The sequence below is a fragment of the Delftia sp. BGA-UO-ETr-SB1 genome, assembly GCF_059567865.1.
This window is the reverse complement of record NZ_JCAQOW010000006.1, coordinates 1391831-1418331: the sequence shown is the minus strand read 5'-3', so window position 1 is coordinate 1418331 and position 26501 is coordinate 1391831. Positions and strand designations below refer to the sequence as shown.

At 66.2% G+C, this 26501-nt stretch carries 18 protein-coding genes; 10 read left to right on the top strand and 8 right to left on the bottom strand.

Features of this window, described 5'->3' with window-relative positions; all coding sequences use genetic code 11:
- The first annotated feature begins 54 nt into the window (after positions 1-54).
- Positions 55-1236: an acyl-CoA dehydrogenase family protein gene (locus tag AC57B5_RS25170; RefSeq protein WP_096913863.1), complete on the top strand. Its 1182-nt coding sequence runs from the start codon at positions 55-57 to the stop codon at positions 1234-1236.
- 69 nt (positions 1237-1305) lie between these two features.
- Positions 1306-2421 carry an acyl-CoA dehydrogenase family protein gene (locus tag AC57B5_RS25165; RefSeq protein WP_496400562.1) on the top strand — a complete coding sequence of 372 codons (1116 nt, stop codon included), beginning with the start codon at positions 1306-1308 and terminating at the stop codon, positions 2419-2421.
- Positions 2422-2516: 95 nt separating this feature from the next.
- Here AC57B5_RS25165 and AC57B5_RS25160 read toward each other — a convergent pair whose 3' ends face one another.
- The 3 genes from AC57B5_RS25160 to AC57B5_RS25150 all read right to left on the bottom strand — a co-directional run bounded on the left by AC57B5_RS25160 (position 2517) and on the right by AC57B5_RS25150 (position 6953).
- Entirely contained in the window at positions 2517-3464 is a 948-nt protein-coding gene (locus AC57B5_RS25160; RefSeq protein ID WP_313234490.1) for a bestrophin family protein, read from the bottom strand.
- Positions 3465-3588: 124 nt separating this feature from the next.
- Entirely contained in the window at positions 3589-5844 is a 2256-nt protein-coding gene (locus tag AC57B5_RS25155; RefSeq protein ID WP_496400561.1) for an IPTL-CTERM sorting domain-containing protein, read from the bottom strand.
- 407 nt (positions 5845-6251) lie between these two features.
- Positions 6252-6953, bottom strand: coding sequence for a response regulator transcription factor (locus tag AC57B5_RS25150; protein ID WP_013800907.1), 702 nt, complete (start codon positions 6951-6953; stop codon positions 6252-6254).
- A 168-nt stretch (positions 6954-7121) separates the two neighbouring features.
- Here AC57B5_RS25150 and AC57B5_RS25145 point away from each other — a divergent pair, with 168 nt between their 5' ends.
- From AC57B5_RS25145 to AC57B5_RS25135, 3 genes are all read left to right on the top strand, one after another.
- Positions 7122-9101 carry a sensor histidine kinase gene (locus tag AC57B5_RS25145; protein WP_496400560.1) on the top strand — a complete coding sequence of 660 codons (1980 nt, stop codon included), beginning with the start codon at positions 7122-7124 and terminating at the stop codon, positions 9099-9101.
- Positions 9089-11158: a sensor histidine kinase gene (locus tag AC57B5_RS25140; RefSeq protein ID WP_496400559.1), complete on the top strand. Its 2070-nt coding sequence runs from the start codon at positions 9089-9091 to the stop codon at positions 11156-11158. The genes AC57B5_RS25145 and AC57B5_RS25140 overlap by 13 nt, the downstream gene beginning before the upstream one ends.
- Before the next feature lie 113 nt (positions 11159-11271).
- Positions 11272-12588, top strand: coding sequence for a tetratricopeptide repeat protein (locus AC57B5_RS25135; protein ID WP_496400558.1), 1317 nt, complete (start codon positions 11272-11274; stop codon positions 12586-12588).
- Between the two features lie 10 nt (positions 12589-12598).
- On the opposite strand, the gene AC57B5_RS25130 is transcribed toward AC57B5_RS25135, so the two are convergent.
- The gene (locus tag AC57B5_RS25130; RefSeq protein WP_012207180.1) at positions 12599-13207 is read right to left on the bottom strand and encodes an HNH endonuclease; all 609 of its coding nucleotides are present in this window, start codon (positions 13205-13207) and stop codon (positions 12599-12601) included.
- A 157-nt stretch (positions 13208-13364) separates the two neighbouring features.
- On the opposite strand from AC57B5_RS25130, the gene AC57B5_RS25125 reads away from it, so the two are divergent.
- The 4 genes from AC57B5_RS25125 to AC57B5_RS25110 all read left to right on the top strand — a co-directional run bounded on the left by AC57B5_RS25125 (position 13365) and on the right by AC57B5_RS25110 (position 19839).
- Positions 13365-14414, top strand: a complete 1050-nt coding sequence (locus AC57B5_RS25125; RefSeq protein ID WP_496400557.1) for a bifunctional riboflavin kinase/FAD synthetase — start codon at positions 13365-13367, stop codon at positions 14412-14414.
- Between the two features lie 105 nt (positions 14415-14519).
- Positions 14520-17375, top strand: a complete 2856-nt coding sequence (gene ileS, locus AC57B5_RS25120; protein ID WP_496400556.1) for an isoleucine--tRNA ligase — start codon at positions 14520-14522, stop codon at positions 17373-17375.
- Between the two features lie 20 nt (positions 17376-17395).
- Positions 17396-17911, top strand: a complete 516-nt coding sequence (gene lspA / locus AC57B5_RS25115; RefSeq protein WP_013800899.1) for a signal peptidase II — start codon at positions 17396-17398, stop codon at positions 17909-17911.
- 263 nt (positions 17912-18174) lie between these two features.
- A complete protein-coding gene (locus tag AC57B5_RS25110) occupies positions 18175-19839 on the top strand; it encodes a Na/Pi cotransporter family protein (protein ID WP_013800898.1) in 1665 nt (554 codons plus the stop codon).
- 6 nt (positions 19840-19845) lie between these two features.
- On the opposite strand, the gene AC57B5_RS25105 is transcribed toward AC57B5_RS25110, so the two are convergent.
- Together AC57B5_RS25105 and AC57B5_RS25100 are read right to left on the bottom strand one after the other, a co-directional pair.
- Positions 19846-20679, bottom strand: coding sequence for an NUDIX hydrolase (locus AC57B5_RS25105; RefSeq protein ID WP_496400555.1), 834 nt, complete (start codon positions 20677-20679; stop codon positions 19846-19848).
- Positions 20676-21656: a quinone oxidoreductase family protein gene (locus AC57B5_RS25100; protein ID WP_313234478.1), complete on the bottom strand. Its 981-nt coding sequence runs from the start codon at positions 21654-21656 to the stop codon at positions 20676-20678. Before AC57B5_RS25100 ends, AC57B5_RS25105 begins: the two co-directional genes overlap by 4 nt.
- A gap of 136 nt (positions 21657-21792) precedes the next feature.
- On the opposite strand from AC57B5_RS25100, the gene AC57B5_RS25095 reads away from it, so the two are divergent.
- Positions 21793-22695, top strand: coding sequence for a DMT family transporter (locus tag AC57B5_RS25095; RefSeq protein ID WP_012207187.1), 903 nt, complete (start codon positions 21793-21795; stop codon positions 22693-22695).
- Here the strand turns inward: AC57B5_RS25095 and AC57B5_RS25090 are convergent.
- Both AC57B5_RS25090 and AC57B5_RS25085 read right to left on the bottom strand, forming a co-directional pair.
- Positions 22670-25420: a bifunctional diguanylate cyclase/phosphodiesterase gene (locus tag AC57B5_RS25090; RefSeq protein WP_496400554.1), complete on the bottom strand. Its 2751-nt coding sequence runs from the start codon at positions 25418-25420 to the stop codon at positions 22670-22672. The genes AC57B5_RS25095 and AC57B5_RS25090 overlap by 26 nt on opposite strands.
- 186 nt (positions 25421-25606) lie before the next feature.
- Positions 25607-26404, bottom strand: a complete 798-nt coding sequence (locus AC57B5_RS25085; protein ID WP_013800893.1) for an SDR family oxidoreductase — start codon at positions 26402-26404, stop codon at positions 25607-25609.
- Between the last annotated feature and the right edge of the window lie 97 nt (positions 26405-26501).

The following is a 26501-nucleotide window of genomic DNA, read 5'->3' as shown; positions in this document are numbered from 1 at the left end:
GTCCAAAAAAGAACGTGCGTGCTACAAAAGCCGGGATTGAAGGAGACACAGTCCATGGACCTGGCATTTACCCCTGAAGAACAGTCCTTTCGCGAGGAAGTCCGCGCCTGGGTGCGGGCCAACCTGCCCCAGGACATCGCGCACAAGGTGCGCCATTCGCTGCGCCTGACGCGCGACGACCTGCAGAACTGGGCCAAGATTCTTGGCAAGAAAGGCTGGCTGGGCTACGGCTGGCCCAAGCAGTTCGGCGGCCCCGGCTGGAGTGCCGTGCAAAAGCATCTGTTCGAGGAGGAATGCGCCCTGGCCTGCGCCCCGCGCATCATTCCCTTCGGCCCCGTGATGGTGGCGCCCGTGATCATGGCCTACGGCTCGCCCGAGCAGCAGCAGCGCTTTCTGCCCGGCATTGCCAGCGGCGAGGTCTGGTGGAGCCAGGGCTACTCGGAGCCGGGCTCGGGATCGGACCTGGCCAGCCTCAAGACCCGTGCCGAGCGCGTGGGCGACAAGTACATCGTCAACGGCCAGAAGACCTGGACCACGCTGGGCCAGTACGGCGAGTGGATCTTCTGCCTGGTGCGCACCAGCAACGAGGGCAAGCCCCAGACCGGCATCAGCTTCCTGCTGGTGGACATGAAGAGCCCCGGCGTGACCGTGCGCCCGATCAAGCTGCTGGACGGCGAGTGCGAGGTCAACGAGGTCTTCTTCGACAACGTCGAGGTGCCGGCCGAGAACCTGATCGGCGAGGAAAACAAGGGCTGGACCTACGCCAAGCACCTGTTGAGCCACGAGCGCACCAACATCGCCGACGTGAACCGCGCCAAGCGCGAGCTGGAGCGCCTCAAGCGCATCGCCAAGGCCGAAGGCGTCTACGAGGACCAGCGTTTCCGCGACGAGATCGCCAAGCTCGAAGTCGACGTGGTGGCGCTGGAAATGCTGGTGCTGCGCGTGCTGTCGGCCGAGAAATCGGGCAAGAACCCGCTGGACATCGCCGGCCTGCTCAAGATCAAGGGCAGCGAGATCCAGCAGCGCTACTCCGAGTTGATGATGCAGGCCGCCGGCCCCTTCAGCCTGCCCTTCATCGAAGAGGCCATGGAAGCCGGCTGGCAGGGCGACTTCCCCGGCGGCGTGGTGGACAACGCGCCGCTGGCATCGACGTACTTCAACATGCGCAAGACGACGATCTACGGCGGCTCCAACGAGGTGCAAAGAAACATCGTCGCTCAGACGGTGCTGGGCTGATTTTGGCTGGAGTTTCGCTGAACCCGGAAGTGCGCCGGACGCGCTTCGATCAGCTTCGGGAGACAGAAAATGGACTTTGATTTTTCGGATGACCAGCAGCAACTGCGCGACGCCGTGCGCCGCTGGGTGGACAAGGGCTATACCTTCGAGCGCCGCCGCTCCATCGTCGAGGCGGGCGGTTTTTCGCGCGAGGTCTGGGGCGAGCTCGCCGAACTGGGCCTGACGGCCTTGACCGTGCCCGAGGAGCACGGCGGCCTGGGCCTGGGCGCCACCGACGTGATGGTGGTGATGGAGGAGTTGGGCCGCGGCCTGGTGATGGAGCCGCTGGCGCAGGCCTTTGTGGCCGCCGGAGTGCTCGGCAAGCACGCCGACGCCACCGTGGCCGGCCAGTGGCTGCCGCGCGTGGCCAGCGGCGAGGCCCTGGTCGTGCTGGCACACCAGGAGCGCCAGGCCCGCTACCGCCTCGATGTCTGCGCCGCCAAGGCCAGCAAGAGCGGCAGCGGCTACACGGTGGACGCCACCAAGAGCGTGGTGCCCGCAGGCGACGCGGCCGACGCCTTTCTGGTGCCGGCCCAACTGGACGGCAAGATCGCCCTCTTCCTGGTGGAGCGCAGCGCCAGCGGCGTCAGCACCCAGGGCTACCGCACCCAGGACGGCAGCCGCGCGGCCGAGCTGCGCTGCCAGGCGGCCCCCGCCACGCTGGTGACGGCCGATGGCCTGGCCGCCCTCACGCTGGCCCAGGACGCCGCCAACGCCGCGCTGTGCGCCGAAGGCGTGGGCGCCATGGAGCAGACACTGAAGCTCACCACCGAGTACATGAACCAGCGCAAGCAGTTCAACACGGTGATCGCCAGCTTCCAGGCCCTGCGCCACCGCGTGGCCGACATGAAGATGCAGCTGGAGCTGGCCCGCTCCATGAGCTATTACGCCAGCCTCAAGATGAGCGCGGCCGATGCCGAGCGCCACGTGGCCATCGCGCGCGCCAAGGTCCAGCTGGGCCAGTCGCTGCGTTTTGTCGGACAGCAGTCGGTGCAGCTGCACGGCGGCATCGGCGTGACCGACGAGTACGCGGGCAGCCACTACTTCAAGCGCCTGACGCAGATGGAGATGACGGGCGGTGACACCCTGCATCACCTGGGCATCGTCTCCGCGAAGATGCAGGACATGGCCGGCGTGTTTGCCTGACATCTGACCTCACCGCGCCGCACCGCACCACACCAAGCCCCGCAGAAAACTGCGGGGCTTTTTTCATAGGCCTTTGCCCATGTCTGCCCGCCGCCTCAGGTCAGCCGGTAGCCCTGCGGCCTGAGCGGTGCCGGCAGATCCGTCTCGCCCAGCGTGCAGCCCAGGCTGATCTCGATGGAGCGGCAGATGGTGTCCAGCGGCAGGTCGTTGCTCTCCAGGCCAAAGGGCTCTTCGAGTTCATCCCCCAGGGCGTCGAGCCCATAGAAGGTGTAGGCCACGATGGCCACGACAAAGGGCGTCATGAAACCGGTCGTGTCCACCAGGCCGAACGGCAGCAGAAAGCAGTACATATAGGCCGTGCGGTGCAGCAGCAGCGCATAGGAGAACGGCATGGGCGTGTTGCGAATGCGCTCGCACGAGGCGGCTGCCGCCGTCATGCGCGTGAAGGTCTTGTCCATGGACGCGGCCAGGCAGGGGTCCATCTCGCCACGGCGCACGCACTGCGCCAGATCGCGGCCCATGGACATCATCAGTGCGTCGCAGCGCTGCTCCAGCGGCAGGCCCTGGAGCTGGCGCCATTCCTTGTCCACCAGCCAGCGGCCTGCGGCCACATCCTCGTGCAGCCCGCGCAACTGCGTCCGCAGCAGATGCGCGAAGGCGATCGCCCGGTGCACCATGCGCACGCGCACATCGCTGCTGCGCCGGGCCGGATCCGGATCGCCGTCGATGACGATCAGGCTCTGGCACTGGCGCGCCAGCGTGCGCGCGCAGATCACCATCTCGCCCCAGAGCTTGCGGCCTTCCCAGTAGCGGTCATAGGCGGTGTTGTTGCGAAAGCCCAGGAAGATGGCCAGCGGCAGGCCGATCAGCGTGAAAGGGATGGGCGTCACCGTGATCTTCACGTCGAACAGGTTGCCATGCACCAGAGTGATGATGGCGGCGAACACGATGTTCACGAGCAGCGTGACCTGGATACGCTGGAGCACCGAGCCCCGCAAAATCAGAAACAGCCTGAGGCCGGCGGGGCGATCACGGACGATCATGGGAATATCGCTAGGTATAAACCCTTATTCGATCACACATTGAGCAAGTCAATTGGCTGCGGCCGCGCCCAGATGAAAAAAAAGGGCGCCCCGAAGGGCGCCCTGTGTCACGACCGACTGCCGGTCACAGCGGGTTGGCGCGGCGGCGGCGCGCCATGCCCCAGCCCATGATGCCCATCAGGCCGGACATCAGGATCAGGCCCCATTCGGAGAGGGTGGGAATGGAGGCCGGCGACACGGCCCCTGCCACTGCGCGGGAAGCCGTGTTGTTGGCCGGGTTGGCATCTCCGGTCGCACCGGTGCTGCCCGTCAGTGTCACGGCTCCCACGGAGCTGGGCGTTCCACTGACCGTGCAGGTCACGCTGGCGCCCGCAGGTACGGCATCACCTGCCGACCAGGCTGCATTGGCAGGGCTGATGCGGCACGCTCCCTGGCTCACACCGGCGGGCAGTCCCGTGACTGCGCACGAGGTGCCTGCCGATGCATCGACCGAACCCAGGTTCTTGCAGACAAAACTGCCGCTGTAGGGCGTGCCGGCCGTGAACGCGGTCGGCAGGCCGCTCAGATCAACGCCCATGTCGGGCACTGCAACGGTGGACACATTCATGGTCGCGGTGTTGTTCGCCGCATTCGAATCATCCGTTGCGCCCGTGGTGCCCGTGACCGTGGACGAACCTGCGGCCGTGGGCGTACCGCTCACCTGACAGGTGACCGTGGCTCCCACCGGCACCGCATTGCCCGCCACCCACGCGGCATTGCCGGGGCTGATGGAGCATGCGCCTTGCGTCACGCCAGCCGGCAGGCCGGTGACGGCGCAGGAGGTGCCGCTCACGGCGTTGGCCAGGCCCTGGTTGCTGCAGGTGAAGCTGCCGCTATAGGGAATGTTCAGCGGCGAGGTGGGGGGCAGTCCGCTCAGATTGATCTGCATGTCCGGCGTTGTGGTGACCGCGATGTTCGACGTGGTCGTGTTGTTGCCCGGGGTCAGGTCGTTGTCGCCGCCCGTGGTCACCGTGACCGTCGAGCTGCCGCCTGGACCCGTCGGTGTGCCAGAGACCTGGCAGACCACCGTCTTGCCCGCAGGCACCGCGCCGGGCTGCATCCAGCCCGCGCCGTCTATCGTGCATTGGCCTGCCGTCACGCCAGGGGGCAGACCGGAGGCATCGCAGATGGCCTGGCCTGCGCTGGCTGCACCATCGTTCTTGCAGGAGAAGCTGCCGGTGTAGGGCTCGCCGACCACGGCGGTGGGCGGGAGTCCGGAGACATCAGGCACCATGTCGCTGCTCGCCGCGGGAGCCAGCAATTGGGTCTGCACCATGGCACCGAGCAGGGTCGAGGTCAGGTCGCCTCCGATGGTGTAGTTGCCGTTGTTGATCTGGTCTGACGGCGTGCCCAAAGGAACCTTCACGGTCATCGTGAACGTGCCCGACTGCCCGGGTGCCAGGGTCCCAAAGTCGCACTGGGCAGGGTCTGAACTGCCCACGGCCGGGGCCGTGCAAGCGCCGCCATCGCCGGCCAGTGACACGAACGTGGTCGGACTGATGCCCGCATCCGTGCCCACGGGCATCGCGGGCGTGACCTTCACGTTGTTCACCGGGGTGCTGCCGTTGTTCGTATAGGTATAGGTGTAGGTGATCTCCGTGCCGTCCGCCTTGGGCGCGCTGACAGGCCCGGACGCGCTGATCCACAGTGTCTTGGGCAGGGTCGTGCCGAAGTTGTCAACGTACAGATGGCCTGCGTGGCCACCGGCACTGCAGGCCGAGGCCACGGCCTGCAGCCTGACCTTGTCGCCTACCCGCAGGTAGGCATTGCCGGGTGCGACATCGTAGGCCTGAGGGTCGGTGTAGTTCTGGATGGCACCGCCCTTGTCTGTAAAGGTCTTCCAGGGTGCTCCCGGCTCGCCGCCGTAGTGGTACTTGAAGAACAACTCCTGGGGCGAGCCCGTCAGATCCGTGGAGGTCTGGGCGTCATAGGTCTTGACCAGCGAGATGGCAAAGTAGGGGCGATCCTCGCCTCCGTGATTGCTGGCGTACTCAAGCACGGGCGCCGCGACAAATCGGATGTGGATCTTGCCGTCCTGGTCGATGTCATCTGCAGTCAGCGTCACTTCCTGGGTGATGGAACTTGCCGTATTGACCTGCTGGGTCCAGCCGGCGAGTCCCCCCGTGACCTTGCTGGACCGCGGTATCACGTTGCTGGCTGGGGTGGCGCTGTTCGCCTTGAGGTTGATACGGGCAGAGTGGGAGCCTGCCAAAGTCAGTTTGAGGGCGGACTGGCCAGCGTCACCCCGGAACAGGACTTCGTCTGCGGCGCTTTCCGAGCCGCTGGCGATTTCGACCAGATGGGACTTGGTGCCAGGTGGCTGCAGGCGCAACTCGCTCAAGCGTTTCGGATTGGCCTGGGTGCCATTGTTGGTCCAGGCCTGAGGGGTCCAGCCAGTCAGGTCCCCTGCCTCGAAGTCCCCATTCAGAAATGCCGCCTGCGCAACTGCACCCACCATTGCCAGGGTGCCTGCTGCAACCAGACTTCTGGCCTGCCTCCAGGCCTTCATGCGCGGCCCTGCGGGCCGGATATGCAAACTCTGTCTCGCCATACCATTCCTCTCTTCATGTGTGTTTGATCACGGTTGAAAACTCCGACGGCCCACGCCGTCCGCCTGCGCACGCAGCCAGCACCAAGCCGCCCAAGCGCGCGCACGCGCTTCTGCAGCAAAAAAATGGGCGAACGAATCCCTTCCGCATGCCCGGACGGCTGCGGTTCAAAAAGCTGAAATGGAGAAGAAAAAGGCGCCTAAGGCACGAACACCAGCCCTCGGCCGAACACTGCCCTCACCGGCAGGGCCAGCCCGGAGATATCCAGGGTCTTGCGGCGCAGCCGCGTCAGCTGCGATTCGATGCGGTGGAAGCCGTCATCCACATCGGCGTATCCCATGGTCTCGATCAAGGTCTGCTTGGCCACCATGGTTCCGGGGGTTGCCATCAGGCAGCCGAGCAATTCCAGTTCGCGACTGGTCAGGGCAATGATCTGGTGGTTGGGCGCGACCATGCAGGCCGAAAGGGGGTCAAGGCGCCAGGTCAGGAAAGGTGCCGCCGCCCGGGCCGGCTGGCCCGTGTTGCGGCGCAGCTGGGAGCGGATGCCGGCCACCAGCTCGTTCATGTCGGTGGGCTTGACGAAGTACTGCAGGGCGCCGGCATTGAGGCCGGCGATGCGGCTGTCCAGATCGCCGCGTGCAGTGAGCACCACGACGGGAATCTCCTGCTCGGCCAGGCGCTTGACCAGGCTCAGGCCGTCCTCGCCGGGCAGGCCCAGGTCGACGACGACCAGATCTGCCTTCTCACGCAGTAGCTTTATGTAGAAGTCTTCTGCAGAATCCGTGCCCCAGGCATGCAAGCCAGACTTTGTTAAAAATCGACACACATTGATACGAATATCCTCGTCGTCCTCTACGACGGCGACGGTGAACTCGATCGATGGCTCTAGTGTCTGCTGCATGATGTTTGCCTATTGGTGCGCGGATTTTCATTGGGGCGAACGTCCGCCGCCATGCACGAACACTCTCGAATGCTCACAGTTCAGAGAAACACACAAAAATTTACATTTATTGCATGGATCATGGTCTCGCTCGGGTTGCTTGCATTTTTCGTGCTGAGCCCGGCGTCCATGCCTCCCCCTGACAAGGGACTGCGTCTTGGCAAGGACCTGCCCATGCAGGTGCTTGCCGATGCGGGCCGCAGCATGACCATTGAACAGGTCGCGGCCCTGCCCGATGATGCCTTCGAAACCCGGCGCACGCCTCTGAACGAGGGCTATACCCGCCATGCTTACTGGGTGAGGGTTGCCACGCCTGCCCTTGCGCCCACAAGCGGGCTGGCCGACAACGATGCGCTGTGGCTGGAGATCACGCCCACCTATCTGGACAGGGTCACGCTCTACCAGCAGGCGCACGGCCTGTGGCAGGCGAGGGAAAGCGGTGACACCGTGCCCATGGCTCAGCGCATCCATGTGCGCCAGCTGGTGTTTCCACTGCGCGCTGGCCAGCCCTTTGTGCTGCGCATCGAGACCAGCAGCGCCATGCAGCTGTACGCCACGGTCTGGCGCAGCACGGGGCTGATGGCCTGGTTGTCCAGCGTCGAGTGGGCATCGGGTGTGCACCAGGGTGTGAACCTAGTGCTGACCCTGCTGATCGCGGGCGCGGCCCTGGCCCTGCGCATGCGCAGCCTGATGGCCATGACCTTGCTGGCCTTCGTGGTGCTGACCCACAACGCCAATGTGCGCGGCTATGCCCAGCTGTGGCTGCCCGAGCCCTGGGCGCCGCATGCGGATGTCTGGGTGAGCGTGGGCGTCTTCCTGCTGCCTGCCGCCTTTGCCTGGCAGGCACGCGAGACCTTGACGCGCGGCACGGCCTGGCGCCGCATCGATCGCATGCTGGTGCTGCTGACCGTGGCACCGCTGCTGGCCGTACTCAGCATACCGACGGGGCACTACACGCAATGGGCCTGGCTGGGGGTCAGCGTGCCCTGGATGGCCAGTCTGCTGAGTGCGCTGGTGGCCTGGCAGAACCTGTTCCGCCAGGGCCCCAGCATCGTCAACCTGCTGGTGCTGATTCCCTACACGCTGCACACGGTCATGGGCATCCACGTGGCTGCGGCCTATACGGGACTGGTGTCTTCCGACATCGAGGCAGGCATGTACTGGCAGCTGGAATCGCTGCTGCTGTACATCCTCATCATCATTGCCGTGGGTGCCAGCCTGGTCGAGAAATTCCAGAACTCCATGGGCAGGCAGGCACAGCTGGTGGAGTCGCTGGCCCGGTCGGAACATGCGCTGGAAGGACGGGTGCGCACACGCACGGCGGAGCTGCTGCATGCGCAAAACGCGCTGCAGGCCGCCTTGCATGGCGAACGCACGCTGCGGCTGGAGCAGCGCCAGTTCTTCAACATGGTCAACCATGAGTTCCGCACGCCGCTGGCCGTGGTGGACAGCGCGGCCACCGAGCAACTGACTTTTCCGTCCACCGATATCGATTCCCAGCTGGAACGCGCAGCCCAGATCCGCCGCGCCTGCAGGCGCCTCACGGCCCTGGTGGACAACTGCCTGGTCAGCGACCGACTGGACGCGCCTGCGTTCCGGCTGCAGCTCGACCGGGTGCCCGTGATGGAGCTGATCGACGATGCCGTGCAGCTCGTGCACTGGTCGCGCCGCCACCATCTGAAGCTGGAGACTGCGGGCATCCCCGCCTCCTGGGAATGCGATCCCACCCTGGTACGGATCGCCCTGTCCAACCTCGTGGACAACGCCGTGAAATACGCCCAGGCCGGAGAAATCGCCGTATGCGCCCGCCTGGACGCACAGGGCAGGCTGGAACTCACCGTCAGCGACGAGGGCCCTGGCCTGGCGCCCGAGTTGGCGCAGCGCATCTTCGAGTTGCACGAGCGCGGAGAGCGTTCGGACCAGACCCGAGGCTTCGGCCTGGGGCTGTGGGTGGCCCGGCGCGTGGCCCAGATGCATGGCGGCGATGTGCAGGTCACGCCAGCTGCGGGCGGCGGCACCTGCTTCACGCTGACGCTGCCCAGCAGCATTCCCGAAGACAGCAGCCTTGCCACAGCTGCAACACAGCCCGCCTCGCCATGCGTATCCTGAACCTGCTGCGTATCCTGAACCGGCTGGCGCTGCCGGGCTGGCTGGTGTTTTCGCTGGTGCTGGTGGTCTGCTTCATTCTCAGCCCGGCCTGGCAGTCCCTGCCGGCAAAGCGCCTGCAGCTGGGCACGGACCTGCCCATGCTGGCGCTCGTCGATGCCCAGGGCGGCTTCACCATCGATCAGGTGGCAGCCCTGCCCGATACGGCCTTCACCCTGCTCGATACACCGCTGAACAAGGGCTATACGCGAGATGTGTATTGGCTCAAGGTGCAGGCGCCTCACATCGCCGCCGGCAAGGCAGACCCCGAGCACGATCCGCTGTGGCTGGAAATCCTGCCCAGTTATCTGGACCGCGTTGCGCTCTACCAGCACGTGGACGGCGCATGGCGCATGCGCAGCAGCGGTGATACGGCCACCGACGAACCGCGCGTGCATGTTCGGCAGCTGGTGTTTCCGCTGTACTCGGGCCAGCCCTTCATCCTGCGCGTGCAGACCTCCAGCCCCATGCAGCTGGACGCCACGCTCTGGCGCAGCAGCGGCCTGATGACGCAGTTCTCGGCTGTGGAATGGGCATCGGGCATCCACCAGGGCATCAACCTCATGCTGGCCCTGCTGATCATCGGCGCAGCCTTGGCCCTGCGCCTGCGCAATCTGGCCGCCATGGCCGTGGCCGCCATGGCCGTGCTGATCCACGGCGCCAGCGACCGGGGGTACCTGCAGATCTGGCTACCCGACCACCTCGCGCACTGGGGCCATCTGTGCGTCAGCCTGGGTACCTTGATGCTGCCCGCCGCCCTGGCCTGGCAGATGCGCGAGCTGCTGACACGCGACACACGCTGGCGGCGCATGGATCGGGCCTTGCTCGCCCTGGGAATCATCCCGCTGCTGTGCCTGCCCAGCATACCGCTGGGCCGCTACCAGGACTGGGCCTGGATAGGGGTTGGCGCGCCCTGGGCCATCAGCGCACTGTTCGCCGTGGTGGCATGGAGCAATCTGCTGCGCGAGCGTGCCAATCTGGTCCATGTGCTGATGGTGGTTCCCAGCACCATGTATGGGCTGATGGGCCTGTATGTGACGGCGGCCTATGTCGGCCTGACCAGCCTGCCGACCATAGAAACCAGCGTGTTCTGGCAGCTCAACACCTTGCTGGTCAACATCGTGATCACCGTGGCCGTGGGCGCCGGTCTGATCCAGAAATTCCGCGACTCCATGGCACGCCAGGCACAGCTGCTCGAGTCCCTTGCCAAGTCCGAGCACGCGCTGGAAGAGCGTGTACGCCTGCGCACGGCCGAGCTGCTGCGCGCCCAGAACGCACTGCAGGCGGCACTGCACAGCGAACGCACGCTGCGGCTGGAGCAGCGCCAGTTCTTCAACATGGTCAACCATGAATTCCGCACGCCGCTGGCCGTGGTGGACAGCGCGGCCACCGAGCAGTTGTCCTTTCCCTCACCCGACATCGACTCCCAGCTGGAACGCGCCGCACAGATCCGGCGCGCCTGCAGGCGCCTGACGGCCCTGGTGGACAACTGCCTGATCAGCGACCGCCTGGATGCTCCCGCCTTCCGGCTGCAATTGCACCGCGCTCCCGTCATGGAACTGGTCGATGATGCCGCGCAGCTTGTGCACTGGTCACGCCGCCACCACCTGAACCTGGACAGTGCCAGGGCGCCCGCCACATGGGAGTGCGACTCCACGCTCACCCGCATCGCCCTGTCCAACCTCGTGGACAACGCGGTGAAATACGCCAAGGCCGGAGAAATCGCCGTGCGCGCGCGCACCGACGAATACGGCCGGCTGGAACTCACTGTCAGCGACCAGGGCCCGGGTCTTGCACCCGAGCTGGCGCAACGCATCTTCGAGCGCTTCGAGCGCGGCCACCGCGCGGACCAGGCCCGCGGCTTCGGTCTGGGCCTGTGGGTCGCCCGGCGCATTGCGCGCCTGCATGGCGGCGACATACAGGCAGCGCCATCAGCCCAGGGCGGCACCAGCTTCACGCTCACGCTGCCACCGCGCCCCTTGCCCGCACCGCAGGCCAAGACCTTGCAGGCATCGGCTTGAAACATGGCCGGGCGAAGAATCCACGATAATGAAAAGTTCGCCACTGGCGTGGCCTGCCGGCACATGCCGCAATCAACGCCCGCCTCTCCTTGGCCATAAACACACACCTGCCCATGAGCGCTACTTCCATCCCCGCCGACATCAACCGCAAGCACCTGGAAATGGCTCGCCAGCAGATTTCCAACGGCGATCTGCAGAAGGCCGCACTGACTCTGAACAAGGCCCATCGCAAGATGCCAGGCGATGCCCGTGTCTTCATGCTGGCCGGGCTGATGGCAGAAAAGGCCGGTAACCCGGCCAAAGCCGAAGAGGCTTTCGATCGCTGCGTTGAACTCGCCCCGATGTGGGGCCCGGGCCTCCTGGAAACAGCCCTTTATCGCGCACGTCGCGATCAGTTCGATCTCGCCATTGAAATGGCGGAAAAGGTGGCGCGCATCGAGCCCCGCAATCCGCAGGTGCTTGCGGGCGTCGTGGACATCGCGCACCGTGCCGGAAATCTAGAGATGGCAGTCAGACATCTGCGCCGCGGGCTGAAACTCTTTCCTGGCGATGCTTTGCTGCGCCAGCATCTGGCAGGCGACTTGAGCGACCTGGGGGATCAGGATGAAGCATCCCTGCTTTGGAATGCGCTCGTCGAAGAACACCCTGACAATTCTGCGTACCGCATGGGGCGCATCAAGTTCCACATTGCACACGGCGAGCCATCTGCAGCTCTGCCCGACATCCGCATGCTGCAGGAAAAACATCCTCAGGATTCAACACTGGCTCACTACGAGTCACTCGCACAGGCTCAAACGCCTGCACACCTTCCGGTACAAATGCACCAAGCCATGTTCGACGAGATGGCCGAGCGCTTTGACAGGCACCTGGTTCTCGGCCTGAACTACCAACTGCCGAAAATCGTTGCAGGGCAATTGATTGCTCGCCACCCGGAGAAGGACTTCAACCTGCTGGATCTGGGCTGCGGTACCGGCCTGCTGGGGCTGTTCCTGGGTCCGATGCAAGGCTATCTGATCGGTGTGGACAGCTCGCTCAAGATGATCGAGGAAGCCGCCAAACACGGCGTCTATGACCGTTTCCACAATGTGGACCTGTTGGGTGCGCTTCAGAACACGCCAGCCAATGAATACGATGTACTGACCCTGCTCGATGTGCTGATCTACATTGGCGACCCTCAACTGGTCATCCCCAATGCCGCACGCATTCTCAAGACGGGTGGCGAACTTATCTTCTCCTGCGAAACCGCCCCGGAAGACGGTCCCGACCTGGTCCTCCAATCCAGCCAGCGCTACGCCCACAAGCGCAGCCATATCGAGGCACTGTGCAAGCAAGCCGGTTTCAGTGTGTCGACGGAAGAACTGGTGCTGCGCCAGGAAGGTGGCGAGCCGGTTCAGGGCTTTGTCGTGACGGCAACCAAGACTGCTGCCTGACGGGCCTTCATCAAGCCCACGCCACCTCGTGCGTGGGCGCACCACCGCCCTCGGCGAATCCGTCCCGTGCCCAGCGCGAACTCCGGGGCACGTGCAGCAGCAGGAACTCCATCTGATCGGCCAGGATCCGTCGGTTGCGCAGGATGAAGTCTTCCCAGAGGCTGGGTATATAGGGCGTGTAGAGCAGCGGCATGCGCGCCTGCTCAGGTGTGCGGGCACCCTTGCGGTGATTGCAGGAGCGGCAGGCCGTCACCAGGTTCATCCACTGGTGGCCTCCCCCTGCGGAGATGGGCACGATGTGCTCGCGCGTGAGGTCGTTTTCATGAAAGACCCGGCCGCAATAGGCGCAGATGCAGCGGTCGCGTGCGAACAGCTTGCCATTGGTCAGGCCGGGCTGCAGGCTGTGCGGATTGATCGCAGGCGCACCGCGCGTGCCGATGATGCTGTTTATGTGGATGACCGACTGGCAGCCCGTGACGGCATTGTGACCACCGCGGAAACAGGCGACCTCTCCGCCGGACTCCCAGCGCACATCGTCCGCCGCGTAATGCAGCGCCGCCTGCTCCAGCGTGATCCAGGATTGGGGCAGCCCTTGGGCCGACAGCTTCAAGACCTTCACGACACGCCTCCTCTGACACCAAAGTGAACGGGAATGCAGCCAGTGCACAGGGCCTGCAAGGCAGGCCTTATCGAGGCAATATACTCTGTTTCCATGTCGGATTGACAGCCTGCGCTGGCTGCGCGCGTGCCAGCCGCTATTGAAAACAAAGCGTCCCATGAAGATTTTTCGAGGCTTCAACCATCCAGGGCGGGAATCGGCCTGTGCCGTGACCATCGGCAATTTCGATGGTGTCCATCGCGGCCACCAGGCCATGCTGGCCCTGCTGTCGGCCGAAGCTGCCCAGCGTAGTGTGCCCACCTGCGTGCTAACTTTCGAGCCCCATCCTCGCGACTATTTCGCCCAGACCCTTGGACGGCCTGAAATCGCTCCGGCGCGCATAGGCACGTTGCGCGACAAGCTGTCGGAGCTGGAGCGCTGCGGGGTGGACCAGACTGTGGTTCTGCCCTTCAACCAGACGCTGGCCAGCCAGTCGCCGCATGCCTTCATCGACGAAGTGCTGGTGGCGGGCCTTGGCGCGAAATACGTGCTGGTTGGCGACGACTTCCGCTTCGGCGCCCAGCGGGCGGGCGACTACGCCATGCTGGATGCGGCGGGCCAGCGCCAGGGCTTTGACGTGGCCCGCATGAACAGCTACGAGGTGCACGGCCTGCGCGTGTCCAGCACCCATGTGCGCGCAGCCCTGGCCGAGGGGCGCATGCAGGACGCCGCGCGGCTGCTGGGCCATCCCTACACCATCTCCGGCCATGTGGTGCACGGCCGCAAGCTGGGCCGCAGCCTGGCCGAGAGCCGCCAGGGCGCGGGCGACGGCTTTCGCACGCTGAACCTGCGCTTCAACCACTGGAAGCCTGCGGCCAGCGGCATCTTCGCCGTGCTGGTCCATGGCCTGAATGAACGACCGCTGCGCGGCGTGGCCAACCTCGGCGTGCGCCCTTCCCTGGACCCGACGGATGTCAACGGCGGGCGCGTCCTGCTGGAAACCCACTGCCTCGATTGGCCCGGCGCGCCGGGAGGCGAAGAGGCCTACGGTAAAATCATCCGCGTGGAACTTCTGCACAAACTGCACGACGAGCTGAAGTACGACAGTCTCGACGCCCTCACCGCCGGCATCGCCAAGGACTGCGATGACGCGCGCGCGTTCTTCGCCACCATCCACACGCCCATCTACACCGAGACCCGTCGCCAGACCACGCGCGACCGAATTTGACGCTCTCCGTCACCTGCCCGGGCGCGGGTGCGCACCAGGCTTCCCTCCCCTTTTTCCGTGCCTGGACCAGACGGTCCGGGCTCTGGCCTGCTTTCAAGGTTCTCCATGTCTGATTCGAAAGTCTCTCCCAACGCCAATGCGGGCTATCGCGCCACGCTGAACATGCCCGACACGCCCTTCCCCATGCGCGGCGACCTGCCCAAGCGCGAGCCGGGCTGGGTCCAGGAATGGGAGGACAAGGGGCTCTACAAGAAGCTGCGCGACGCGCGCCACGGCGCGCCCAAGTTCATCCTGCATGACGGCCCGCCCTACGCCAACGGCAAGATCCACATCGGCCATGCGGTGAACAAGGCGCTCAAGGACATGATCGTCAAGAGCCGCCAGCTCGAAGGCTTCGACGCGCTGTACGTGCCGGGCTGGGACTGCCACGGCCTGCCCATCGAGAACGCCATCGAAAAGCTGCATGGCCGCAACCTGCCGCGCGACGAGATGCAGGCCAAGAGCCGCGCCTTCGCCACCGAGCAGATCGCCCAGCAGATGGTGGACTTCAAGCGCCTGGGCGTGCTCGGCGACTGGGACCATCCCTACAAGACCATGAACTACGCCAACGAGGCCGCCGAGCTGCGCGCCCTCAAGCGCGTCATGGAGCGCGGCTTCGTCTACCGCGGCCTCAAGCCCGTGTACTGGTGCTTTGACTGCGGCTCCTCGCTGGCCGAGTTCGAGATCGAATACGCCGACAAGCAAAGCCAGACGCTGGACGTGATGTTCCCCACGGCCGAGCCCGACAGGCTGGCGGCCGCCTTCGGCCTGCCCTCGCTGGCCAAGCCAGCCTTCATCGTCATCTGGACGACGACGGCCTGGACCATCCCCGCCAACCAGGCGCTCAACGTCAACCCCGAGCTGGAATACAGCCTGGTGGACACCGAGCGCGGCCTGCTGATCGTGGCCTCGGCCCTGGTCGAGAAGTGCCTGGCACGCTGGAAGCTCGAAGGCCAGGTCGTCGCCACCGCCGTGGGCAGGAAGCTGGACCACCTGCAGTTCAAGCACCCGCTGGCCGATATGGACAAGGGCTTCGACCGCGTCTCGCCCGTGTTCCTTGCCGACTACGCCACGGCCGATGACGGCACCGGCATCGTGCACTCGGCCCCCGCCTATGGCGTGGACGACTTCAACAGCTGCATGAACAACGGCATGACGCGCGAAGACATCCTGAGCCCCGTGCAGGGCAACGGCGTCTACGCACCCGAGCTGCCGCTGTTCGGCGGCCAGCACATCTGGAAGGCCACGCCCGTCATCATCGACGCGCTCAAGCTGGCCGGCCGCCTGATGGACACCAAGACCATCACCCACAGCTACCCGCACTGCTGGCGCCACAAGACGCCCGTGATCTACCGCGCCGCAGCCCAGTGGTTCATCCGCATGGACGAGGGCGAGGGCGTGTTCACCAAGCCCGGCGACAAGCCCGCGCAGACGCTGCGCCAGATCGCGCTGGAAGCCATCGAGCACACCCAGTTCTACCCGGAGAACGGCAAGACCCGCCTGCGCGACATGATCGCCGGCCGCCCCGACTGGTGCATCTCGCGCCAGCGCAGCTGGGGCGTGCCCCTGCCCTTCTTCCTGCACAAGGACAGCGGCGAGCTGCACCCGCGCACCATGGAGATCATCGACCAGGCGGCCGCCATGGTCGAGCAGGGTGGCATCGAGGCCTGGAGCCGCGTGACGGCCGAGGACATCCTGGGCGCCGAGGAGGCCGTGCACTACACCAAGAGCACCGACATCCTCGAAGTCTGGTTCGACTCCGGCTCCACCTTCTGGCACGTGATGCGCGGCACGCACGCCGACATGCACCACGACCAGGGCCCCGAGGCCGACCTCTACCTGGAAGGCCATGACCAGCACCGCGGCTGGTTCCATTCGTCGCTGCTGCTGGCCTCGGCCATCTTCGGTCGCGCGCCCTACCGCGGCCTGCTGACCCACGGCTTCACCGTGGACGGCCAGGGCAAGAAAATGTCCAAGTCGCTGGGCAACACCGTCGCCCCGCAGGACGTGAGCAACAAGATGGGCGCCGAGATCATCCGCCTGTGGGTGGCCTCGACCGACTACTCGGGCGACCTGGGCATCGACGACAAGATCCTCGCCCGCGTGGTGGACGCCTACCGCCGCATCCGCAACACGCTGCGCTTCCTGCTGGCCAACGTCAGCGACTTCGATGCTGCGCAGGACTCGGTTCCCACCGAAGATCTGCTGGAGATCGACCGCTGGGCCCTGGCCCGCGCGGCCCAGTTCCAGGCCGAGCTGCTGGCCCACTACAAGGTCTATGAATTCCACCCCGTGGTGGCCAAGCTGCAGCTGTTCTGCTCGGAAGACCTGGGCGGCTTCTACTTGGACGTGCTCAAGGACCGCCTGTACACCAGCGCGCCCAAGAGCCTGGCCCGCCGCAGCGCCCAGACCGCCCTGCACCAGATCACGCATGCCATGCTGCGCTGGATGGCGCCCTTCCTGTCCTTCACGGCCGAGGAGGCCTGGAAGGTCTTCGGCGACAGCGAGTCCATCTTCCTGGAGACCTACACCGACCTGCCGGCCGGTGACGAGGCCCTGCTGGCCAAGTGGGCTCGCCTGCGCGAGATCCGCGACGTGGTGAACAAGGACATCGAGGCCGTGCGCACCGAAGGCCGGGTCGGCTCCTCGCTGCAGGCCGAAGTCAGTGTCTCGGCCCAGCCCGAAGACCTGGCCCTGCTGCAAAGCCTGGGCGACGACCTGAAGTTCGTCTTCATCACCTCGGCGGCCGAGGCCCTGGCAGGCGAAGCGCTGCAGGCCGCCGTCACACCCAGCAGCCACGCAAAATGCGACCGCTGCTGGCACTACCGCGCCGACGTGGGCATCAACCCCGAGCACCCCAGCCTGTGCGGCCGTTGCGACAGCAACCTGCACGGTGCTGGCGAAGAGCGCCACAAGGCGTAATCAACCCCTGAGGCGCTGCCATGACCCCTACCTTTGCTGCGGTCCCCGAATCCCGCAACAGCCGCATCTGGCCCTGGCTGGCCTGGTCGCTGGCGATCATCGCCATCGACCAGCTCACCAAGCAGTGGATCCTTGGTGCCTACCAGCTGGGCGACTGGACGCCGATCACGGGCTTCTTCAACATCGTGCGGGCCCACAACACGGGCGCGGCCTTCTCGTTCCTGGCCGGAGCGGGCGGCTGGCAGCGCTGGCTGTTCGTGGGCATCGGCGTGGCGGCCACGCTGCTCATCGTCTGGCAGTTGCGCAAGCATCCGGGGCAGAAGCTGTTTTGCTTCTCGCTGGCCAGCATCCTGGGCGGCGCCATCGGCAACGTGGTGGATCGCCTGCAGCACGGCTACGTGGTGGACTTCCTGGACTTCTACTGGGGCCGTTCGCACTTTCCGGCCTTCAATGCCGCCGACATCGCCATCAGCGTGGGCGCGGGCCTGCTGATCCTGGACGAGGTGCTGCGCGCACGGCGGGCCAAAAGAACCTGATCCCCGCCGCGGCGCACGCCACGACAGCCAGCCTAGCCCCTCCTGCGAGGGGCTTTTTCATGGGGGCTGCCGCCAACTGCGTGCCGACGGGCTTTCTCCTCGGGTTTTCCTGAGTGCGTTTTTGGTCAACCGAAATTCTTTTTGATTCGTTTTATTTCTACAATTTTCTTTATTTCGCACCAAACTGTGCGCTCATGCGGCCGACTCTCCTGCGCGCAAGCCGGGACCGGGGTTATATTGGTCCGCTTCTCCGCTCACAGCACATGAAGCACTTACTCAATCTATTGGCCGCCATCGCCCTGCTGGTCTGGGGCACGCACATGGTCCGCACCGGCGTGCTGCGGGTGTTCGGCGCCAACCTGCGCGACCTGCTCGCCCACAGCATGAGCAACCGTTTCTCGGCTGCGCTGTCGGGCCTGGGCGTGACTGCGCTGGTGCAGTCGAGCACGGCCACCTCGCTGATGACCTCGGCCTTCGTGGGCCAGGGCCTGATCTCGCTGCCGGCCGCGCTGGCCGTGATGCGCGGCGCCGACGTGGGCACGGCGCTGATGGCCGTGCTGTTCTCCACCGACCTGTCCTGGCTGTCGCCGCTGTTCATCTTCGTGGGCGTGGTGCTGTTCATCACGCGCCAGGACACCACGGCCGGGCGCATAGGCCGCGTGCTGATCGGCCTGGGCGTGATGCTGCTGGCGCTGCGCCTGGTGGTCGAGGCCACCGAACCGCTGCTGGAAGCCCCCGCCGTGCGCACCCTGCTGGGCTCGGTCACCAGCGATATCTTCATGGAGTTGCTGCTGGGTGCGCTGCTGGCCGTGATGGCCTATTCCAGCCTGGCCATCGTGCTGCTGATCGCGGCCATGGCCAGCTCGGGTGCGATTCCCATGGAAGTGGCGCTGGGCCTGACGCTGGGCGCCAATATCGGCAGCGGCCTGGTGGCCGTGCTGACCACGGCCAAGTCCAGCACCGAAGTGCGCCAGGTCACCATCGGCAACATGCTGTTCAAGATCATGGGGGTGGCCATCGTCGCGCCCTTCCTGGGGCTGTGGGCCACCTACGTGATGCCGATGATCGACGGCAAGGGCCAGAACATCGTGCTGTTCCACCTGGCCTTCAATATCTTCAACAGCCTGTGCTTCATCGGCCTCACGCAGACCGTGGCGCGCTGGGTGACGGCCCTGCTGCCCAAGCCCGAGGCCAGCTCCACCAGCCTGCTGCGGCCCCGCCACCTCGACCCCTCGGCGCTGAGCACGCCGTCGCTGGCCATTTCCTGCGCCGCGCGCGAGGCCCTGCACCAGGCCGACATGGTCGAGTCCATGCTGATCGGTATGCAGCGGGTGCTGGAGACAGACGACCTCAAGCTGTCCCAGGAGCTGCGCGAGCTTGAAGGCACGGTGGACGATCTGTACTCGGCCATCAAGTACTACATGACCAAGATCTCGCGCGCCGAACTGGATGAGCGCGAGGGCCAGCGCTGGACGGAAATCATCAGCTTCACCATCAACATGGAGCAGATCGGCGACATCATCGAGCGCGTGCTGCTGGACATCGAGGACAAGAAGATCAAGAAGGGCCGCCAGTTCTCCGAGGCCGGCACGCAGGAGATCCGCGAGCTGCTGCACCACCTGCTGGACAACCTGCGCCTGGCAATGAGCGTGTTCCTCAACGGCAACGTGCGCGAAGCGCAGAAGCTGCTGGAGGAAAAGGCGCGTTTCCGCGACCTGGAGCTGGCCTACTCGGCCACCCACCTGGCGCGCCTGTCCGACAACACCGTCTCCAGCATAGAGACCAGCTCGCTGCACATCGACCTGATCAGCGACCTCAAGCGCATCAACTCGCTGCTGTGCTCGGTGGCCTACCCCATCCTCGAATCGGCCGGCGCCCTGGCGCCCAGCCGGCTCAAGGAATCGGCACTGAACAAGACGGCGCGCTGAAGCGTTTCACCAGCCCAGCCAGGCCGCCAGCACCTGGGCAGCCTCGGGCGTGAAGCGGCCCTGCAGCAGCCATTCGACGAGCTGGTCGCGCTCGATCAGCGCAAAGGCCTGGACCTCGCCATCCTGGTTGCCGGGCTCCAGCGCCGGCGGTACGGTGGCGCTGAACCAGTCGATGCGCTCGCGCATGAAGCCCCGGCCCTCGGCCTCGTCGCTGGGGCGCTCGAACAGCACATGGCCGCCATGGCGCAGGCCCTGCAGCTCGGCCACGCGCAGGCCGGCCTCTTCCCAGGTTTCGCGCTCCACGGCCTCGGCCACGGTATCGCACGCGGCCACCATGCCGCCCATCAGCGTGTCCCACATGCCGGGGTTGGTGGGCTTGTTGTCGGCGCGCTGCTGCACCCAGATGCGGCCATCGGCCGTCTCGCCCACCAGGTGCACGGCCTGGGTGGCAATACCCAGCGGGCGCACGGCGCCGCGCTCCACGGTGGCAATGCGCTGGCCCTGGACGTTGCACACGGCCAGTTGCTCGTCGCGCCAGGGGCCGCTGTGGCCCGTGGCACGCAGCACCCGGGCCAGGGCGTTGAGCAGGACCGTGGCATCGCCCTGGCCTTGCAGATGCCATTGGCCGGCCTGCAGGCACAGTGCCACGCCGTGGGCACGCATCACATCGTCCGGCAGCAGCGCGGCCAGGCCGTCTTCCAGCGAACCTGTCTCCTGCCCCACCACCAGCAATGGCCGGCGCGGCTGCAGCGCGGGCTGGCGCGTGTCGGCGCGCAGGCGGCACAGCCAGGCCTGCACGGCCGGGTCAGCCGGATCAGTCAGGCGCTTTTGCACACTCATGGCAGCAGGATGGTCGAGCCCGTGGTCTTGCGTGCCTCCAGGTCCAGGTGGGCCTGGCGCACCTCGGCCAGCGGATAGCGCTGGTCGATATGGATCTTCACGGCACCGCTTTCCACCACGGCGAACAGATCGTCGGCCATCGCCTGGGTGGCCTCGCGGCTGGTAATGTGGGAGAACAGAGTCTGGCGCGTCACATACAGCGACTTGGCCGCGAGCACGGCAGGAGCGAAAGGCGCCACGGGGCCCGAGGCGTTGCCGAAGCTCACCAACAGGCCGAAGCGCCGCAGGCAGGCCAGCGAGCCTTCCCAGGTGTCCTTGCCCACGCTGTCGTAGACCACCTTCACACCCTGGCCGCCCGTGATCTCCTGCACGCGCTCGGCGAAGTTCTCGCTGCGGTAGTTGATGGCATGGGCTGCACCGTTGGCCAGGGCCAGCGCGCACTTCTCGTCCGAGCCCGCAGTGGCGATGAGTTGCAGGCCCAGGGCCCTGGCCCATTGGCAGGCGATCAGACCCACGCCACCGGCCGCCGCATGGAACAGCACGGCATCACCCGGTTCCAGGCCCTCGACCGGAATGCATTTCTTGAGCAGGTACTGGGCGGTCAGGCCCTTGAGCATCATGGCGGCAGCCGTCTCGAACGCAATGGCATCGGGCAGGCGGCACACGCACATGGCGGGCATGACGCGCACTTCGCTGTAGCTGCCCGGAGGATTGCTGGCATAGGCCACGCGGTCGCCCACGCCCAGGTGCTCCACGCCGGCCCCCACGGCCTCGACCACGCCTGCGCCTTCCATGCCCAGGCTCAGGGGCATGGGCAGCGAGTACAGGCCGGAGCGCTGGTACACATCGATGAAGTTCAGGCCCACCGCATGGTGGCGTATGCGTACCTCGCCTGGTCCGGGCTCGCCCACGGCGACCTGCACCAGCTCCAGGACTTCGGGGCCGCCGTTGTGGCGGATCTGCACTGCAATACCCATGGGAGCACTCCTGCAAAAAGCGACAAGAGCGGCATCGTGCCATGTTTCGGCCCGCCTCGCGGAAGACGGCAACGCATGGTCGGCGCAAAGAGCGCGCAACGCCTATAGTGGCGAGCCCGAAAGCCGGATGATCCCGATGAGCCAGCCGCTGAAGCCTTCCACCGCCGCCATCCTGACGCTGCCGCCGCTGCTGTGGGCCGGCAATGCCATCGTGGGCCGCATGGTCCATGACCTGATCTCGCCCTTCGCGTTGAATTTCCTGCGCTGGGCCATTGCCTTCATGCTGCTGCTGCCGCTGGCCGGATGGGTGCTGCGCCGGGACAGCGCCGTCTGGCCGCAGTGGCGCCAGTTCGCGCTGCTGGGATTGCTGGGCATCGGCTGCTACAACGCCCTGCTGTACCTGGCGCTGAAAACATCGACCCCGCTGAACGCCACCCTGGTCGGCTCCAGCATGCCGGTGTGGATGCTGGCCGTCGGCCGCATCTGCTGGGGCATTGCCGTGAGCCGCCGCCAGTTGCTGGGGGCTGCGCTGTCGGTGCTGGGCGTGGCCGTGGTGCTGTCGCGCGGCGATCCGCAGGTGCTGCGCCAGCTGCAGCTGGTGCCGGGCGACCTGTTCATGGTGCTGGCCACGATCCTGTGGGCCTTCTATACGTGGCTGCTGTCCAGGACCAGCGTGTCAGGACAGCTGCGCGCGGACTGGTCGGGCTTTCTGCTGGCACAGATGGTCTTCGGCCTGATGTGGTCCGGCCTGTTCACGGGACTGGAGGCCGCATCGGGACGGTTTCACCTTCAGGCAGGGTGGCCGCTGCTGGGCGCCCTGCTGTTCATCGCCGTCGGGCCGGCCATCCTGGCCTATCGCTTCTGGGGCCTGGGCGTGCAGCGCAGCAGCCCTGCGGTGGCGGGCTTCTTCGGCAATCTGATGCCCCTGTTCACCGCCCTGCTGTCCATTCCGCTGCTGGGCCAGACGCCGCAGCTGTACCACGGGCTGGCCTTCGCGCTCATCGTGGGCGGCATCATGGTGTCTTCGCGCCGGGCATAGCCTTTGGCAGGCCATGCGCCACGGTGCGCACGGGCACCTTGGCCAGCAGCTGCTCGAACGCACGTATGGGCACGGGCGGGCTGAACAGGTAGCCCTGGAAGTATTCGCAGCCGTAGTGCGCGAGCAGGGCGCGCTGCTCCAGGGTCTCCACGCCTTCGGCGATCACATCCAGGTTCAGGTTGCGCGCCATGCCGATGATGGTCTGCACGATCACGTCATCGGTATGGCGCAAGCCCAGGTGGCGCACGAAGGACTGGTCGATCTTGAGCTGGTTCAGCGGCAGCTGGGTGAGATAGGTCAGCGAGGAGTGACCGGTGCCGAAGTCGTCCATGGAAAAGCACACGCCATGGCTGCGCAGCTGCTTCATCTTGTCGATGGACTCCTGCACGTTCTCGATCACCAGCGACTCGGTCAGCTCCAGCTTGAGCAGATGGGGCGCAATGCCGGCATTGCGCACCTGCTCGATGACCTGGGAGGCAAAGTCCTGGTGCCGGAACTGGCGGGCACTGACATTCACGGCCACCTGCAGATGGCGCAGCCGCGCATCCTTTTGCCAGATCGCCAGTTGCTCGCAGGCCGTGCGGATCACCCACATGCCCAGCGGCACGATGATCTCGCTTTCCTCGGCCACGGCAATGAACATGCCGGGCGGCACCAGGCCGCGTTCGGGGTGGCGCCAGCGCAGCAGGGCTTCGGCGCCTATGACCTCGCCGGCCAGCGTGAACTGGGGCTGGTAGTGCAGCTCGAACTGGGACTGCGCCAGGGCCTGGCGCAGGTCGCCTTCCATGCGCACGCGCTGGTGGATTTCCACCTGCATCTGCGGATCGAAGAAGCACAGGCCGCTGCCGTTGCGCGCCTTGATCTGGTACATGGCGATGTCGGCCTGCTTGAGCAGCTCGGCCGCCGACTGCGGCTGGCGGCCGAACAGCGTGGCGCCAATGCTGCAGGCGCTGCGGTGCAGGTGGGCGCCCAGCACATAGGACTGGTTGAGCCGCGCCAGGATCTTCTCGCCAATGCGCTGGGCCAGCGTGGCCGCCTCGGCAGGCTCGTGCGACAGCTCGCAGAGCATGACCACGAACTCATCCCCCCCAAGGCGCGCCACCGTGTCCGAAGATCGCACGGCGCTGCGCAGGCGGTGCGCCACCTGCTGCAGCAGCTGGTCGCCCACTTCGTGGCCCAGCGTGTCGTTGAGCATCTTGAACTGGTCCAGGTCCAGGAACAGCAGCGCCCCGGTCCAGCCTTCGCGTGCGGCCAGCACCGTGGCCTGGGCCAGGCGGTCCAGCAGCAGGCGGCGATTGGGCAGGCTGGTCAGCGGATCGTAGAAGGCCAGGCTCTCGATCTCGGCCGTGGCCAGCCGGATATCGGTGACATCGTTGTAGGTGATGACCACGCCGTCCTCGGCGGCCAGCCGTGCCGTCATCTGGACAAAGCGGCCGCTGGGCAGTTGCTGCTCAAAGGGTACGCCAGGCCGCAGCACCAGTTGGCGGTGCAGGTCCTTGGCCTCGTCGGCCTGCGCCGGCGCCGCCGCCAGACCCACGGCGCTGGGGCAGGAATCGAGCAGCGATTGCAGGGGCCGCCCAGGCTCCAGCTGGTCCGCGTGCCAGGGGAACATTTCCTCGTAGCAGCGGTTCCAGCGCAGCACGCGCTGCTGCGAATCCAGCAGCAGAAAGCCGCTGACCATGCTGTCCAGCGCCTGGTCCAGCCACTGCTCGGACCGCTGGGCCTGGCGCCGCGCGGCATGCAGGCGGTCCATGTAGCGGTGCACGGTCCAGCCCAGCACGGCCAGCAGCACGCCGAAGATCATCACGGCCAGCACCATCAGCCAGGCAGCCACGCGCCAGCCGGCCAGCACGGAGGACATGGGCAGGCTGGCCGTGACCCACAGATGTCCCTTGGGCAGCGGATGCGCAGCCACCAGGGCAGGCACGCGGCTCAGGCGTGCGGCCATGTGCATGACGCCGCTGGACGGCAGCTGCGACGTCGTCGGCAGCAGCCGCACAGCGGCGACATCGCCATACTGGGGCATGGACAGCAGCAGCTCGCCGCTGCCCTGCTCCAGCGTGACCTCCAGGCCGTCCAGCACGCCGCCCTGGGCCAGCACGGCGCCCAGCGCCGCAGCCGGCACCTGCATCAGCACATAGCCGCCCTGCTCTGCCCGGCTCAGGGGCCGCACAAGGTACAGCATGCGTTCGCCACCCGGCACCTGCGGCGCGACGGAGGGTGGACTTGCCAGCAATTCGGAGCGGCTTTGGCCCGCCAGGCGCTCCCAGGCCTGCGCAGGCAGGTCGATGACCGGGCCATCGCCCGAAGCGGCCAGTTCCCGGCCCTGGATATCGTGCACCGAGGCGCGCTGCGCCAGCGTGTTCTGCCGCACCATGGTGTGCAGCATTTCCTGCAGTTGCGGCTGCGATGCCGATGCGGGGTTGCGCGAACCCCGCAGTTCGTCCACGCCCAGCGCCAGGGCGTCCAGGGATTCCAGGCTGCGGCTGATGGCCGCCTCGGTGCCCAGCACAAAGCGCACCAGGCGCAGCGAAGCTTCTTCCTGCGCCGTGGTCCGCATGCCGCTGAGCAGCCAGACCATGGCGGCCGCCAGGGCCACCGTCAACAGCACCAGCATCAGCGCCAGGGTATGGCGCATGCGCGCAGGGCTTGCGGCCGCTGCCGGGCCGGGCGTGCGGACGGGGTCGGCCGCAGCCCAGTCCGTCTGATGGGGCTGGCCCGTCATCTCCGGGCTCCCTGCATGGCGTTTGGAATGGGCAGGCTGCGGCAAGGCCGCTGGCCACGATGCAGGAACGGGACTGTCAAGGCTGCACCTGCCCATGGACCGCTCGGCACTGCGCAACCATGCAAGGGACCATTTCCCGGGCCTTGCCGGCCCTGGACCCGTTCATGGAGGCAGTGCACCGGCGCATCAGAAGGTTCCTGCGTACAGGCCGCCGTCGGGCAGGATGTTCTGACCCGTCATGTAGCCTGCGTGCGCGCTGCACAGGAAGGCGCAGATGGCGCCGAATTCATCGGGCGTGCCGAAGCGGCGGGCCGGCACCTGGGATTGCTGCACCAGGCGCACATCGTCCAGGCTCTTGCCGCTCTTGTTGGCGGCGGCCGTGAAGGTGGTGCGCAGGCGATCGGTGTCGAACTTGCCAGGCAGCAGGTTGTTGATGGTCACGCCCTTGGCCGCGATGCCGCTGCGCGCCAGGCCCGCCACAAAGCCCGTGAGGCCGCTGCGCGCGCCATTGGACAGGCCCAGGATGTCGATGGGCGCCTTCACGGCGCTGGAGGTGATGTTGACGATGCGGCCGAATCCGCGCGCCGCCATGCCGTCCACCGTGGCCTTGATCAGCTCGATGGGCGTGAGCATGTTGGCGTCCACGGCCTTGAGCCAGGCCGCGCGGTCCCAGTCGCGGAAATCACCGGGCGGCGGGCCGCCGGCATTGGTGACGACAATGTCGAAATCCACGCCCGGGCCACCGGCTGCCGACAGCACGGCGGCGCGGCCTTCCTCGGTGGTGATGTCGGCCGCCACGGCCAGCACCTTCACCTGCGGCGCCAGGGCGGCGAGGCTGGCCGCAGCCTCCTGCAGGGCCTCGGGATTGCGCGCATTGATCACCAGGTTCACGCCCTCTTGCGCCAGCGCCTTGGCACAGCCAAAGCCCAGGCCCTTGCTAGCGCCACATACCAGGGCCCACTTGCCCGCGATTCCCAGATCCATGTCTCACTCCTGAACAAAAAAAGCCTTGCTCGATCCTTGCAGAACGGCAGCGCACATTGTGCGCGAGGCTTCGATGCTTTCACGCCAAACGTGTGAA